Source organism: Tepidiphilus baoligensis (genome assembly GCF_012911495.1).
Classification (GTDB): domain Bacteria; phylum Pseudomonadota; class Gammaproteobacteria; order Burkholderiales; family Rhodocyclaceae; genus Tepidiphilus; species Tepidiphilus olei.
Window position 1 is genome coordinate 1 of sequence record NZ_JAAAUB010000005.1, and the last position, 14,259, is coordinate 14,259.

The 14,259-nt window shown below is 67.4% G+C and carries 14 protein-coding genes, 1 tRNA gene and 1 pseudogene; 9 read left to right on the forward strand and 7 right to left on the reverse strand.

The window, feature by feature from the left end:
• Nucleotides 1-1,330 (reverse strand): group II intron reverse transcriptase/maturase (gene ltrA / locus GV368_RS04735; protein ID WP_169115683.1); only part of this gene is annotated, 1,330 nt, incomplete at its 3' end.
• 609 nt (nucleotides 1,331-1,939) lie between these two features.
• Nucleotides 1,940-2,248 (reverse strand): annotated as a pseudogene (locus GV368_RS04740) (MBL fold metallo-hydrolase); the annotation flags it as partial.
• 142 nt (nucleotides 2,249-2,390) lie between these two features.
• Between GV368_RS04740 and GV368_RS04745 the strand changes: the two are divergent.
• From GV368_RS04745 to GV368_RS04765, 5 genes are read left to right on the forward strand one after another with little or no spacing between them, the layout of a single operon-like run.
• Nucleotides 2,391-3,251, forward strand: coding sequence for an IclR family transcriptional regulator (locus GV368_RS04745; RefSeq protein WP_051240792.1), 861 nt, complete (start codon nucleotides 2,391-2,393; stop codon nucleotides 3,249-3,251).
• Nucleotides 3,248-4,405 carry a MalY/PatB family protein gene (locus GV368_RS04750; protein ID WP_169115684.1) on the forward strand — a complete coding sequence of 386 codons (1,158 nt, stop codon included), beginning with the start codon at nucleotides 3,248-3,250 and terminating at the stop codon, nucleotides 4,403-4,405. The genes GV368_RS04745 and GV368_RS04750 overlap by 4 nt, the downstream gene beginning before the upstream one ends.
• Nucleotides 4,402-5,247 (forward strand): branched-chain amino acid ABC transporter permease, encoded by an 846-nt coding sequence (locus GV368_RS04755; protein ID WP_169115685.1) that lies wholly within the window; start codon nucleotides 4,402-4,404, stop codon nucleotides 5,245-5,247. Before GV368_RS04750 ends, GV368_RS04755 begins: the two co-directional genes overlap by 4 nt.
• The gene (locus GV368_RS04760; protein ID WP_169115686.1) at nucleotides 5,244-6,164 is read left to right on the forward strand and encodes a branched-chain amino acid ABC transporter permease; all 921 of its coding nucleotides are present in this window, start codon (nucleotides 5,244-5,246) and stop codon (nucleotides 6,162-6,164) included. Before GV368_RS04755 ends, GV368_RS04760 begins: the two co-directional genes overlap by 4 nt.
• Nucleotides 6,165-6,198: 34 nt before the next feature.
• Nucleotides 6,199-7,374, forward strand: a complete 1,176-nt coding sequence (locus GV368_RS04765; protein ID WP_178086739.1) for an ABC transporter substrate-binding protein — start codon at nucleotides 6,199-6,201, stop codon at nucleotides 7,372-7,374.
• A gap of 124 nt (nucleotides 7,375-7,498) precedes the next feature.
• On the opposite strand, the gene GV368_RS04770 is transcribed toward GV368_RS04765, so the two are convergent.
• From GV368_RS04770 to mutY, 4 genes are all read right to left on the reverse strand, one after another.
• Nucleotides 7,499-8,596, reverse strand: a complete 1,098-nt coding sequence (locus tag GV368_RS04770) for a phosphoserine transaminase (RefSeq protein ID WP_169115687.1) — start codon at nucleotides 8,594-8,596, stop codon at nucleotides 7,499-7,501.
• Entirely contained in the window at nucleotides 8,593-9,786 is a 1,194-nt protein-coding gene (locus GV368_RS04775) for an ATP-grasp domain-containing protein (protein WP_169115688.1), read from the reverse strand. The genes GV368_RS04770 and GV368_RS04775 overlap by 4 nt, the downstream gene beginning before the upstream one ends.
• Nucleotides 9,773-10,333, reverse strand: coding sequence for a methylated-DNA--[protein]-cysteine S-methyltransferase (locus tag GV368_RS04780; RefSeq protein WP_169115689.1), 561 nt, complete (start codon nucleotides 10,331-10,333; stop codon nucleotides 9,773-9,775). The genes GV368_RS04775 and GV368_RS04780 overlap by 14 nt, the downstream gene beginning before the upstream one ends.
• A 192-nt stretch (nucleotides 10,334-10,525) precedes the next feature.
• Nucleotides 10,526-11,731, reverse strand: coding sequence for an A/G-specific adenine glycosylase (gene mutY, locus GV368_RS04790; RefSeq protein WP_178086740.1), 1,206 nt, complete (start codon nucleotides 11,729-11,731; stop codon nucleotides 10,526-10,528).
• A gap of 44 nt (nucleotides 11,732-11,775) precedes the next feature.
• Here mutY and GV368_RS04795 point away from each other — a divergent pair, with 44 nt between their 5' ends.
• Complete coding sequence (locus GV368_RS04795; protein WP_206673282.1) at nucleotides 11,776-12,306, forward strand: flavin reductase family protein; 531 nt, start codon at nucleotides 11,776-11,778, stop codon at nucleotides 12,304-12,306.
• A 39-nt stretch (nucleotides 12,307-12,345) separates the two neighbouring features.
• Here GV368_RS04795 and GV368_RS04800 read toward each other — a convergent pair.
• Nucleotides 12,346-12,419, reverse strand: a tRNA-Gly gene (locus tag GV368_RS04800).
• A 69-nt stretch (nucleotides 12,420-12,488) separates the two neighbouring features.
• Between GV368_RS04800 and thiS the strand changes: the two genes are divergently transcribed.
• Genes thiS through trmB form a run of 3 tightly spaced genes read left to right on the forward strand, consistent with a single transcriptional unit; the run spans nucleotide 12,489 to nucleotide 14,253 of the window.
• Nucleotides 12,489-12,713 carry a sulfur carrier protein ThiS gene (gene thiS, locus GV368_RS04805; protein WP_169115690.1) on the forward strand — a complete coding sequence of 75 codons (225 nt, stop codon included), beginning with the start codon at nucleotides 12,489-12,491 and terminating at the stop codon, nucleotides 12,711-12,713.
• A gap of 20 nt (nucleotides 12,714-12,733) precedes the next feature.
• On the forward strand, nucleotides 12,734-13,543 hold the full coding sequence (locus GV368_RS04810) for a thiazole synthase (protein ID WP_169115691.1): 810 nt from the start codon (nucleotides 12,734-12,736) through the stop codon (nucleotides 13,541-13,543).
• Nucleotides 13,540-14,253: a tRNA (guanosine(46)-N7)-methyltransferase TrmB gene (gene trmB, locus GV368_RS04815; RefSeq protein ID WP_169115692.1), complete on the forward strand. Its 714-nt coding sequence runs from the start codon at nucleotides 13,540-13,542 to the stop codon at nucleotides 14,251-14,253. Before GV368_RS04810 ends, trmB begins: the two co-directional genes overlap by 4 nt.
• The last annotated feature ends 6 nt before the right edge of the window (nucleotides 14,254-14,259 follow it).

The window sequence follows — 14,259 nt, forward strand, 5'->3', positions numbered from 1 at the left end:
TGTAGTGTTTGGTCGTGACTTCCCCTTCGACGATTTGCTTTCTTGCGTAAGCTTCCTGTCTCCAGTATCGGTCTTTGACCCACTTTGCACCTTTGTTTGGATGTCTGCGGCATGCCCATGACCAAAGCTGTTTCCAGACGACACTGTCCACCTTCGAGAAGGTTTCTTTTGCCACCTGATTACCATGATAGTTCGCCCATCCTCGGATGACCGGGTTCAGACGTTCTATCAGGTCTTCCTGCCTTGCCTGTTTGTTGGCCTTGATTGTTCCTCGGATCTTACGCAAGAACGCTTGCACGTTCTTTTTCGCAGGCTTGATGAGAAGTTTCTCACCGTATTTGCGAATGTTCCACCCAAGGAAATCAAAACCCTCTTCGATATGCACAATCTTGGTTTTCTCTGGGGACAGGGTCAGACCCCGCTCCTTCAAGAATTCCTCGATTATCGCCTTCGCTTCATCCAGAATCTCTTTTGAGGCTCCAGTGATCACGAAGTCGTCTGCATATCGTACCAGGTTGACCTTGGATTTCTTGGATTTCTGGCTGCCAGGTTCACCGAAGTGTTCCCGTAGCTTGCTTTCCATCCCGTCCAAGGTCATGTTCGCCACAGTGGGCGAGATAATACCGCCTTGCGGCGTGCCCGCTTCCGTTGGGAACCACTGGTTTTGCCAGACAAAGCCGGATTTCAGCCACTTCTGGAGAATCACCTTGTCCATGGGGATGTTGGTGATCAACCAGTCGTGACTGATATTGTCAAAGCATCCTGAGATGTCAGCGTCAAGCACCCATTGGGCCGAGTCGCGTTTGGCCAGTGCTATAAAGCACTGTTCCGCGGCGTCTCGACTTGCCCGCATGGGTCTGAACCCGTACGAGTTTGGATCCGCCTGAGTTTCCGCGACTGGTTCCAGTGCCAGTAGGTATAGCGCCTGCATGGCCCTGTCCTTCATCGCGGGGATTCCCAGAGGACGCTTCTTCCCATTCGCTTTCGGGATGAATACCCGCCTCAGCGGCATTGGCCGATAGCCTCTGCGTTTGAGGGACATTACAGCCTTGGCCTTTGATTCCGGAGTGTCCCAGGTTTCCCCGTCCACGCCCGGTGTCTTCTTGCCTTGGTTTTCAGTGACTCGTTTCACGGCGATTGCTCGCCCATAAAACGAGTGGGTCAGGAGCCATTGCAAGGCTTTCACCTTGCCCCAGCGCCCTTCCCTGACTGCCTTCGCAATACGCGTTTGCAGCCTCCTAACTGTTTGGTGTGCTTTGGCCCAATCGATATTGTGCCAATTCACATCCTCCCAGCCGGAGGCTGCACCAACCATTTGCATGGTCGTCATTTGCTTTTCCTCCGTTCAGAAGGTTCTACATACTCTCTTGCGAAGAGAGACCAGCCGGAAGTCTGCTCCCTTTCGGGCGGGATGATGTTGGGTCGCCCCTCAATCCCTATCCGCCCCATTACAGGACGGCATTCGCTTTTTCCGGCATCCCATGCCCGCACCCCCAACAGCTTTCCTTACGGTCGGCCTGCCCTTGCGGGCGGAGATACGGGTTTACCGTGTTTCGCGTAAGTGACAATGGAAGGTTAGGCGTCGGCTTTTCCCCGGTGGGACTTGCGTCCTCGCTTAGGTAACATCAAGACCTAAGACCACCCACTTGCCTTTTGGCTCAAGCCTAACAGTGCCTTTGGCTTGTTCTGGTTGACGAGGTTTATCGCCGATTCATCTGGATTCGCCTTACTTCCAAACCTAGCGCCCCACCGCGTGACACTCGCAGTTCCACCTCCACCTCACGGTTTCGGTTTCATCCCTCACGGGAGTGGGCTACATTGTCAGGATGGCTTCGAACGAGGCCGTTGCCAGCCCCGCCCGCATCCCTAGGTTACTGCCGGAGGAACGGCAGGTTCCCTCCAAGGTTTCCCTTGTGGAACAATCACTTACGCGACCTCACGTCGCACTGATGTGTTCCAGTCCCTCGTCGCGATAGCCGGAAGCGCCGAGCACGCGCACCGCATGGTAGTGCGTGAGCACAACGTATTTGATCGGCTTGTCGGTGACCTCGCGCACCTTGGCGATCACCGATTTGGCCATCACGGGGGTGGCGGTGGCATCGATGATCATCACCGAGTCGTCGCCGATCACCACGCCGGTGTTGGGGTCACCTTCGGCGGTGTAGGCCCAGGCGTGTTCGGAGAGGCGTTCGAACGAAACCGGTTTCTCTTCGAGGTCGGCCACCGAGGCAAAGGCTTTGGCATTCATGGATCGCTCCTCCTGTCGATGCGTTTTATCTTGGCACGTGATTCATCATGTGTCAATCGATTCGTTCATGGTGAATTTCGATCATGCCAACGTTTCGGGCTATGATTGATGCCCGAAGCGCGTTTGACTACACGAGATCCGCATGGAACGAAACGAACCCCTCGCGCCGGAGAACGGCGTGCGCGAGCGCCGCGGCATCCAGTCGATCGAGGTCGGCGGGGCGCTGCTCGCCGCACTGGAAGCGCATGGTGCGCCGATGATGCTGCGCGATCTGGCCGCAGCTGCCGGCATGTCCCCGGCCAAGGCCCACCCTTATCTGGTGAGCTTCGGCAAACTCGGCCTGGTGGAGCAGGATCCGCTCACCGGTCGCTACAAACTGGGCCCCTTCGCCCTGCGCCTGGGGCTCACCGCCTTGCAGGGTCTCAATCCGCTGCGTGCGGCCGTGGAAGTCTCCGCCCGCCTCGCCGACGAGACCGAACAGAACGTGGCCATTGCCGTGTGGGGCAACGTCGGCGCCACGGTGGTGGCCATCGAGGAATCGGCCCGCGCCATCCACGTGAACATGCGCCCCGGCACCGTGATGGGGCTGCTCACCACCGCCACCGGCCGCGTCTTCGCCGCCTATCTTCCTGCGCGCCTCACCCGCCCGCTCATCGAGCGCGAGCTTGAACGCCTCTCGGGCGGGCGCGAGCCTTTGCGTCTGTCGCGGTCCTTCGTCAACGAGACGCTCGAAGAAGTGCGCCGCCACGGCATGGCGCGCGTGCTCGGCCATCCGATCCCGGGCATCAATGCCTTCTCCGCCCCCGTGTTCGACGCCTTCGGGCATCTGACGCTGGCGCTCACCATGCTCGGCCCGGAGAGCCGTTTCGACGCTTCCTGGGAAGGGCCGCTCGCTCAGGCCATGCGCCGCGCCGTCGCCGACATCACCGCGCGCATCGGCGGCAAACCGCCTCAGTCCGAAGAGACCTCCGGAGCGGCGCCAGGCAAGGAGCCCGCCGCATGAGCCCCACCTACGACTTCGACTCCCCCCCCGACCGCTCAACGATTCCCGGCGAGAAATGGGGGCGCTACGCCGGGCGCGACGTCATTCCCATGTGGGTGGCCGACATGGATTTTGCCGTCGCGCCGGAGATCCAGGAAGCGCTGGCGCGCCGGCTGGCGCACCCGGTCTATGGCTACACCGACCCTTGGCCTTCACTCGTGGAAGCGGTGTGTGCCGGCATCGCGCGCGATCATGGCTGGACGATCGACCCCGCCTGGCTCGTGTGGCTGCCGGGGGTGATCCCGGGCTTTCACTTCGGCTGCGCCATCGCGCCGGGCGAGACCATCGTCACGCACACTCCGGTCTATCCCCCCTGCCTCGCCGCGCCGGCCAACGTCGGCAAACGGCTGCGCGCGATCGATCTGGTATGCGCCGAGGGGCGCTGGGTACACGACGAGGCGGCGATGGTGGCGGCTTTCGCCCCGGGCGACGTCGGTGCCTTACTGCTTTGCCACCCGCACAACCCCACGGGGCGGCTGTGGGACGACAAAGAATTGGCCTGGCTGGCGGAACTCGCGCTCGCCCACGACGCGATCCTCGTGAGCGATGACATCCACGCGGGGCTGGTGCTCACGCGCGAGCAGCGCCACCGCCCCATCGCCACGCTGGCCCCCGAGGTGGCCGCGCGCACGATCACCCTTTTCGCCCCTTCCAAGACCTGGAACGTTCCGGCGCTGCAATGCGCCTTCGCCGTGATTCCGGACGAGGGGCTGCGTGCGCGTTACCGCCGGGCGCTACGCGGGCGCATTCCCTCTTCGCCCAATCTCTTCGGACTGGTCGCCGCCGAGGCGGCCTATCGCGATGGTTGGGCCTGGCGCGAGACGCTCCTCGAGTACGTGCGTGGCAACGTGGCGCTTGCCCTGGAATCGGTCCGGGCGCTGGATTTGCCGGTGGCCGAACCTGAGGCGACCTATCTCTTGTGGATCGACGTGCGCAGCCTGGGGCTCGAGGATGCGGCGGCGCACTTCGAGGCGCATGGCCTGGGGCTTTCCGATGGCGCGGCCTTTGGCGCCCCCGGTTTCGTGCGCATGAATCTCGGCTGCCCGCGCTCGCGGCTCGCCGAGGGGCTGCGGCGCTTTGCCCGGGCGGTCGAGGCCGCGCGCCGACGGCCATGAGCCTCGCACCGGAAGTCGTGCTCGGCGGCGCCGCCCAAGGCTGCCTCTACGGCCTGACGGCGCTCTCCCTCGTCTTCCTCTACCGCGCCACCGGCGTGCTCTCCTTCATGCAGGGCGAGGCGATGGCCGCCGGTGCCTATGTGGCGGTGGGGCTCGCGGCGCTGGGGGCGCCGCTCGCACTCGCCGCCCTCGGCGCGATCGCTGCCGGTCAGGTCTTCGGAACGCTGGCGGCGCGCCTCGCCCTCGAACCGGTGCGCACACGTGCGCCCTGGGTGGCGACGCTCGCCACCTTCGGCCTGGCGCTCGCGCTGCGCGGCGTGCTCCTGAGCCTGCCGGCCGCCACGCAGGGCTGGTATCGCTTCGACTGGGTGGGCGAGGGGCGCTGGCTGGGGCTGACGGCGCGCCAATGGGCGGTGATGCTCGCCGCCGCCGGCGTGGCCGCGGCCTTTGCCCTGCTGCTGCGTGGCACCACCTGGGGGCGGCGCGTGCGCGCGAGCGCCGAGGATGCCGTAACCGCCGAACGGCTCGGCATCGACGTCGCCCGGCTGCGGCGGCAAGCCTGGGGCGTGGGCACGGCGCTTGCCGTGGCCGCGGGGCTTGCATCCGCCCCCATCACCTTCGTGCATCCCGACCTCGGCAGCCTCGCGCTCAACGCCTTCCCCGCCGCCGTCCTGGGAGGCATGAAACCGGGCCCCACGGTGCTCGCCGCGGGCGTGGCGCTCGGCGTGCTCGAAGCGCTCGCCGCCTGGCAACTCCCCCCCGGCGGCAAGGAGCTGCTGCTGCAGCTCGTGCTCATCGCCGCCTTGCTCGCCCTGCCGCGGGAACGAGTGGCGGCGCCATGAGCCGTTTCCTCCTGGATCCTCGCCAGCGCACCCGGCTGCTCGCCGTCCTCCTCGTGCTCGCCGTGGGCGCGCTCGGGGCTAGCGGCGGGGCGCGCTATCTCGCCCATCTGCTCGCCCTTGCTGGCGCCATGGCCACCGCCGCCCTAGGGCTCGCCCTGGTGCAGGGGCGCGCCGGCCAGGTCTGCCTCGGGCAAGGCGCAGCGATGGCCGCCGGCGCCTACACCTGGGCCGCCCTCGCCCCCCGCTCGCTGCCGCTCGCGCTCGTGGCCGCCGCCGCGGCCGGGGCGCTCGCCGGAGCCGCCATGGCGCTGCCGGCGCGCCGCCTCTCGGGCCTGCCGCTCGCGCTCGCGAGCATGGCCTGCGCCGTCATCGCCGAAGTGCTGGCAATGCGCGCCGTCGCCTTCACCGGCGGTACCGCCGGCCGCTTCGTCGCCCTGCCAGCCCTGAGCGCCTTCGACGAGGCGAGTGTCGCGCTCGCTTTCTCCACGCTCTGCCTCGGCCTTGCCGTGCTGCTGCTGTACCGGCTCGATCGCGCCGCCCTCGGACACGCCTGGCGCGCGCTAGCCCAGGCGCCGGAGGCAGCACTCGCGCTCGGCCTGGACGTGGGCGGTCTGCGCCAACTCGCCTTCGTCGCCTCCGGCCTGTGCGGCGGGCTGGGCGGGGCGGCCTACGCGCAGACGCTGGGTTTCATCAGTCCGGAACAGTTCGCCCTTCCGCTCTCCTTCGAACTCCTCGTCATCGCCTTTCTCGGCGGCCTGCGCCATCCGGCCGGGATCATCCTCGCGAGCCTTGCCTTCGTCGCCCTGCCCGAGCTCGCCGACCGCCTGCGCCCCCTCGTCGGCGCGCTCGGCGGCTGGGATCCCCTGGTGCTGGGGCTGACCGTCGTCTTCGTCGCAGTTTTCCGTAAAATGGACTAAAATCGCAGACATTCGAAGAATTTCGAGGAAGATCATGCGCGCCCGCCTCTTTGCCGTCATCGCCCTCCTCGCCTTGGCCATGGCCCCGGTACGCGCTGCCGAACGGGTGCTCACCGTCGGCGCGCTGCTCGATCTCTCGGGGCCGGCGGCGCTCCTGGGCGTGCCGGTGAAAAACGGCATGGAAATGCGTTTCGCCGAAGCGAACGCACGCGGCGAACTGCCGGGAATCACCCTGCGCCTGCTCGTCGAAGACACCGGCTACGACCCCAAGCGCGCCATCCTCGCGGCGCGCAAACTCACCGAACGCGACGGCGCGATCGCCTTCCTCTCGAACCTGGGCACGCCGGTGGTGCTGGCGACGATGCCCGAGATCCTGCGTCGCGAGCGGCTGCATCTCTTCCCCTTCTCGCCGCACGAAGCCACCTACGCGCCGCTGCACCCGCTGAAATTCCAGATCTACGCGCCCTATCGCAGCTACATGGACCCCACCGTGCGCGCCGTGTTGCGCCGTCACCCCCAGGTGCGGCGCGTGTGCACCCTGGTGCAGGACGACGAATTCGGCGAGGAAGTGAGCACCGGCGTGCGCGCCGGGCTCGAGCGTGCGGGGCTTCCCCTCACCCGAGAAGCGCGGCACGCGCGCGGCGCCACCGACTTCACCGGCCAGATCGCCCGCTTGCGCGAGGCGGGCTGCGAACTCGTGGCACTGGGCACGCTGGTGCGTGAAACCGTCGCCATCCTGCGCACGGCCGACGAGATGGGCTGGAAGCCGCTCTTCCTCACCTCGGCCTCGGCCTATTCGGATCAGACGCACGCTTTGGGCGGGGCTGCCGTCGAGGGGCTCTACGGCGTCACCAACCCCATCCGCATCCCCTATCGCGAGGGCGCCTCGCCCGAGCTGCTCGCCTGGCTCGACGCCTACCGCGACCGCTACGGCATGGAAGCCAACGTCTGGTCGGCCATGGGCTACGTCGCCGCCGAACTCCTGGTACGCGCCATCGCCACGGCGGCCGAACCCACGCCGGCGGCGATCGCCCAAGCGCTCGAACGGCTCGATTATCCCGGAGACCTGTTCGGCAGCCCGCGCTACCGCTTCTCGCCCACCGAGCATCTCGGTCAGCGCACCGGCGGCGAGCTCACCCGCATCGAGCAAGGACGCTGGGTATCGCTGGAGCGCCTGGACGAACCTGCTAGGGAGACACTGAAGAAATGAGCGAGCGGGATGAAGCGCAAGGCGTTTGGTGCGCAGCGACCGAGACATATCGAGTGGATAGGCGAGGGAGCGAGCACCGCGCAACGCAGCGATTCGCCCGCGCAGCCAATGATTCAGTGTCTCCCTAATGGCGCCGCCGGAACGTCTCCATGAAGTCGGCGAGCGCCTCGACCGCCTCCAGCGTCACCGCGTTGTAGAGCGAGGCGCGGATGCCGCCCAGCGCACGGTGTCCGGCCAGCCCCGAAAAACCCGCCCGCTTCGCCTCGTCGAGAAAAGCCGCGCGTAGCGCTTCGCTCGGCAGGTCGAAGACCACGTTCATGAGCGAACGATCCTCGCGCCGCGCCCGCGGACGGTAGAAGCCGTCGCTTGCGTCGAGCACGCCGTAGAGCCGCTCGGCCTTGGCGCGGTTGATCGCCGCCATCGCCTCGAGCCCGCCGATCTCGTCCATGAGCCAGCGCAGCACCAGCAGCACGGCATAGATGGCAAACACCGGCGGCGTGTTGAGGATCGAATGCGCCGCCGCCTGCGCGCGGTAGTCTAGCATGGCCGGCAAGCCCTCGGGCGCGCGCTCGAGCACCGCCTCGCGCACCAGCACCACCGTCACCCCCGCCGGGCCGAGATTCTTCTGCGCATGGGCATAGATGAGCGCATAGCGCCCGGCATCGAACGGACGCGAGAGAAAATCCGACGACATGTCGGCCACCTGCGGCACCTCCTCGAGCCCCACCAGGCGGTGAAACTGCAGCCCCTCCACCGTCTCGTTGGTCACCACGTGCAGATAGGGCGCGCGCGGATCGAAGACGAGTTCGTCGTCGTCCGGCAGCCGGCAAAACCCCTCGGCCTCGCCGCTCCACACCACCCGCACCGGCGCGACCTTCCTCGCCTCGGCGATCGCCTTGCCGCTCCAATACCCCGTGTGCAGGTACTCGGCCGGCACGTCGGCGCCCCGCGCGAGCGCGAGCGGCACCATGGCAAACTGCAGCGTGCCGCCGCCCTGCAGCAGCAGGACATGAAAATCCGGCGGCAGCGCGAGCAACGCCTTAAGGCGCGCCTCCACTTCCGCCACCACCGCCGCGAACCAATCCGAACGATGACTGATGCCCAGCACCGACAGCCCCACCTCCGGCACGGCGATCATCGCCTCCTTGAGCTGCAGCAGCACCGTTTCGGGCAACGCCCCCGGCCCGCCGGAGAAATTGCGCGCATTCGCCGACAGCGTCATGCCCTCTCCTCCAGACGGCCGCGCACCCAGCGGATGAACGCCTCGCGCAGCGGTGCGATCCCCTCGCGCCGGTAGGCGAATTCCGCCCCCGGCTCCATCGCGTGCGCCACCATCGCCGGATCGGCCTCGAAGATCAGCAACCGCCCATCGGACGTCTCGGCCAGATCCACGCAGAAATAATCGAGCCCCAGCCGTCCGGAGAGCGCCGAGAACGCCGGCGCGTGCCTGTGGGCGAATTCGGCAAACGTGCGAAAGAACGCCGCCTCCTGCGCCCGCTTGACGGCATCGCCGTACATGCCGGCATTGACGTAATGCACCATCCAGTGCTCCGACACCGCCAGGTGCACCGGAAAAACCCGTCCTCCGACCAGAGCCACGCGAATCTTGCGAAAGCGCCCGTCCGGCCCGGCATAATCGACGTAGCGCGTGAGAAAGAACTCCCCCTCCGGCTGCGCCGCCAGATACGCTCCAAGCGCCTCGCCCGTGTCGATGCGCGCCAGACCATGCCCGCCCTGCGAATCGGGCGGACGCAGCAGAAAAGGCGGCGCCTCCAGCCCCTGCGGCCAAGCTCCGGCCGCGGCCGCCTCCAGGATCGCACGCGGCACGCGCCGGGTCGGTGGCATGAGCACCCTCGGCGCGTCCGCGAGCAGGTGGCTGAGCCGTGCGCGCTCCGTGCGCACGATCGCCGCCGGCGGATTGATCACCGGACGCGGCCAGGCGGCGAGCCGCTCCTGCAGCGCCGCGAGCACCGGCAGCGCCGCCTCGCTCACCCCCATCGTCAGCATCAGCGCGTCGTGCTCGGGCAAAGCCTCGGCCAATGGCGCCGCGGGATCGACGAAATGCACCAGCAACTGCAGTCCCTGCCCCTCGAGCAGGCAGTCGAGCGGCGTATTCGCCGACAGCGGGCCCGGCATCGCCAGCAGCAGCAGCCGCGGCGCCGACCCGCCCGGCCCCGGCAGGGCATAAGTACGGGCGCGCGCGAGCGCCTCGCGCTGGGCCGCGAGCGCAGTCGTCGTCTGCCCCAGACACAAGAGCGCCGTGGCGAGGTTCATCCACGCCGCGGCCGTGTCCTCCCGCCCGGCCCGATCGAGCCACTGCCGGGCGAGCGCCGCCAAATCGCCGTCCCTCAGGCTCGCACGCAGGAAAGGAGCCAGGCCGAGATAGCCTGATTGGGGTTCAGGCACAGGCACTCTTTTCCTCCAACTCGAGCATCGCCCGCTTGCGCGCGAGCCCCCAGCGAAACCCCCGCAGGCTGCCACGGGCATCGAGCACGCGATGGCAAGGGATGAGCCAGGCCACGGGATTGGCCCCCAGCGCCTGCCCCACGGCGCGCGCCAGCTGCGGCCGCCCCAGCCGCTCGGCCAGCATCCCGTAAGAGAGGGTTTGCCCCGCCTCGGTCTGCCGCAGCGCGCGCCAGATCAACCCGCGAAAAGGCGTGCCCTCCACCACCACCGGCAGGTCCCGTGCGAGAAAGCGCGCCTCCAGCGCCGCGCATTCGTCCGCGGAAAGCGGCGCCCACACGCTCCACGACCAGCGCGCGCGCCACACCTCCCACCGCGCCTGCGGCGCCTCGCCCTCTTCCAGAAACTCCGCGCGGCACACCCCTTGCGGCGTGAGCGCGAGCAGGAGCGCGCCGAACGGCGAGCCGATCAACCCATAGCGCAGGGGCACGCCGGCATGGCGCTGCCGGAAAGCCGCAGGGGAAAGGCAGAGAAACGCCGGATCGGATGCGTTCATCGAGTGTTCCTTGGAATGGACTCAGTGGCGATAGACCGCATCGCGCTATTTCCCGAATGCCCAAGCGTAGGCTCTGTGGCTCGCGCGAGCTCGTCGAGTCTGCTTTTTTCCGGCAGGCGGATGGCGAACATGATCGGTTCCTTTGCTGGTGCAATACATATAGCACGAGGAACGCAATCCTACCGCCGCGCGTTATGGTTTTTCCTTTCCTCTGAACAGACGCGCGACGTCCTCGTCGTGTTCGTCGATGCGCTCCGAGACCTCGAATTTGCCTTTAGCCACGCCGAGGCGACGCATGTTCCCCTTGGCGTGTTCGATCGGAACATCCACCGCCTGCGCCAGCAGCCGCCGCAGCGGTTGCGGCACACCCAGCGCCAGCGCCTCGTGCGGCGTGAGGCAACGCGCCTCTTCTCCCCATGCCGCGGCGTGTTCCGCTGCCCGCGGCGTTTCGGGCAGGTAGCGCGTTACCGTGATGTTTAGGGTGAAATGCGTCAGCCGATGGGTGAGCCGCGCGATCTCCCCGGCGGCGCGCCAGCGGCCCGGCGGCGCCTCGTCCGCTGGCGGCAGGCACCACAAACCGCCCCAAATGCCCTGCGGCGCGCGGCGCACGAGCCAGACCGCGCCGTCCTCCTCGTACCAGCCCCAACGCACGTCCTGCTCCGGCACCGGCGCGCGTGCCCGTTTTCTCGGCAGCTGCGCCGCGATGCCCAAACGGTGCGCGGCGCAGAGTTCGGCCACCGGGCACAGGTCGCACCGCGGCCGCGTCCGGGTACACACCAGCGCCCCCAGGTCCATCATGCCCTGGGTGTAGGCAGGCATGTCATCGGGGTCGCGCGGCAGCAGGGCATGGGCCGCATCCCACAGACGGCGCGCCGTGGCCGCCGCGCGCGGATCTTCTTCTACGGCGAAGAGGCGGCACAGCACCCGCTGCACGTTGCCGTCGAGGATCGGCACCCGCTCGCGCTGCACGAACGCCGCGATCGCCGCCGCCGTCGAGCGCCCCACGCCCGGCAACTGGGCCCATTCCTGCGCTCCCTGAGGGCAGGTGCCCGGCCAGCGCGCCACCCACAGACGGGCGGCCGCGTGCAGGTGCCGCGCGCGGGCGTAGTAGCCCAGCCCACTCCACAGCGCCAGCACTTCGTCGAGCGGCGCCGCCGCCAAGGCCTCCACCGTGGGAAAACGCGCCACGAAGCGGGCGAAATACGGCAACACCGTGCGCACTTGCGTCTGCTGCAGCATCACTTCGGAGAGCCACACCCGGTAGGGGTCACTCCCCTGCCAGGGCAAATCGTGCCGGCCGCAGCGCCGCTGCCAGTCGATCAGGCGGGCGGCGAACGTCGCGGCAAGACCGTCGATGCGGGAATTTTCAGGAGGGAAAGGAATCTCTTGGCCCGTCATCGTTTCTGCGATACATTCTCGTTTCGGCATCATGCACCCGGCACATGCCGGACAAGAGGTTCATCGAGATGGATTCGACCGTGACCGTTTCTCCGCCTTCCGGTCTGGATGTGCGGCAGCTGCGCCGCACTTTGGGCCAGTTCGCCACGGGCATCGCCGTGCTGACCACGCGCGCGCCCGACGGTACCCCGCTGGGTCTGACCATCAATTCGTTCAACTCGGTCTCGCTCGAACCGCCGCTCGTCGTTTTCAGCCTGGCGCGGCGGCTGAGCCTACTGCCGTGGTTCGAAACGGCCGAGCATTTCGGCATTTCGCTCCTCTCCGTCGAGCAGCGTACGCTATCGGACCGCTTCGCCGGCCCGGCGCAAGACCGCTTCGCCGGCGTGGAGTGGTTCCCCGGCCCGCATGGCTCGCCCCTGCTCGTCGGAGCCTGCGCCCACTTCGAATGCCGCAACGCGATACGCCACAACGGGGGCGACCACGTGCTGTTCCTGGCCGAAGTATGCCATCACGCCGCCTTCGCCCGCGAGCCGCTCGTCTTCTTCGGCGGCACCTACCGGGAACTCGCCCCGTAGACGCAAAAACCCGGCCAGAGCCGGGTTTGCCGAAATTCCTGGAGCGGGTGATGGGAATCGAACCCACGTTCTCAGCTTGGGAAGCTGATGTTCTACCATTGAACTACACCCGCGCAGCCGGCGAATTATAGCCGAGCGCGGGCAATCGGCGCAAGGGCACGCGTCGTGCTACACTTTTCACCATGCCTGACGAAATCCCCCGAACCCTCACCTGCCGCGTGAATGGCGAGCTCCTCATGCTGCCCGCCGGCACGACCCTTGCCGACCTGCTGCGCGAACGCGGCTGGGCAGGCAAGCGCGTCGCCGTCGAGCGCAACGGCGAGATCGTCCCCCGCAGCCTGTATGCCCAGACCGCCATCGTCGAAGGCGACGCGATCGAAGTCGTGGTCGCCGTAGGCGGCGGCTGAACCTCCTCTCCCCGACCATCATGACCGAACCCGACGATACCGACTTCCTCACCCTCGGCACACGCCGCTTCCGCTCCCGACTGCTGGTGGGCACCGGAAAATACCGCGACTTCACCCAGACGCGCGCGGCGATCGAGGCTTCCGGCGCCGAGATCGTCACCGTGGCGATCCGCCGCATCAATCTCGGCCAGAACCCGGACGAACCCAATCTGCTCGACTACCTCCCGCCCGAGCGCTTCACCCTGTTACCCAACACCGCCGGCTGTTACACGGCCGAAGAAGCCGTGCGCACGCTGCGGCTCGCGCGTGAGCTCCTCGATGGCCACACCCTGGTCAAACTCGAAGTCCTGGGCGATGCCGAAACCCTCTATCCCAACATGCCCGAAACGCTCAAGGCCGCCGAACGGCTGGTGGCCGAAGGGTTCGAGGTCATGGTGTATTGTTCCGACGACCCCATCCAGGCACAGCTGCTCGAAGCGATGGGCTGCGTGGCCATCATGCCTCTCGCCTCGCTCATCGGCTCGGGCATGGGCATCCTCAATCCCTGGAACCTGCGCCTCATCCTCGAGCGCATCCGCGTGCCGGTGATCGTCGACGCGGGCGTAGGCACGGCTTCCGACGCGGCCATTGCCATGGAGCTGGGTTGCGACGGCGTGCTCACCAACACCGCCATCGCGCACGCCGGCGACCCGGTGCGCATGGCGCGCGCCATGCGTCTGGCGGTGGAAGCGGGGCGCGAAGCCTACCGCGCCGGGCGCATGCCGCGCAAGTTCTACGCCGCCGACCCCAGCTCGCCGCTCACCGGCGTCATCGGCAGGCCCACGCCATGACGCAGGCACTCGACGCAGAGCGCGGGCATCTCTCCACCCGCAGCATCCGCACCTTCGTGCTGCGCCAGGGGCGGCTCACGGAAGCGCAGCGCCGCGCCCTCGATACCCTGCTGCCGCGCTGGGGCCTCCCTTATCGCCCCGAGCCCCTCGACGCGCCGAGCGTCTTCGGCCGCAGCGCCCCCCTTGTGCTCGAAATCGGCTCGGGGATGGGCGAGACCACGGCCAAGATCGCTGCGGCCAACCCCGGCACCGATTTCCTCGCCGTCGAAGTGCACGGCCCCGGCGTGGGAAATCTCCTCAACCTCATCGAGACCCAGGGGCTCACCAACCTGCGCGTCATCCAGCACGACGCACTCGAAGTGCTCGAGCACATGATCGCCCCCGGCACGCTCGCCGGCATCCACCTCTTCTTCCCCGATCCGTGGCCGAAGAAGCGCCACCACAAGCGCCGCATCGTCCAGCCCGGTTTCGTCGCGCTGGCCGCCGAACGGCTCACCCCCGGCGGCTACCTGCACTGCGCCACCGACTGGCAGGACTACGCCGAATGGATGCAGGAAGTGCTCTCGGCCGAACCCCGTCTGGAATCGATCCATCCCGACCCCACCGAACGGCCATCCTGGCGCCCCGAGACCAAGTTCGAGCGCCGTGGCCGCGCCCTGGGACACGGCGTGTGGGATTTCGTCTATCGCCGCCGCGCGGAAACGACATGAGCCTTT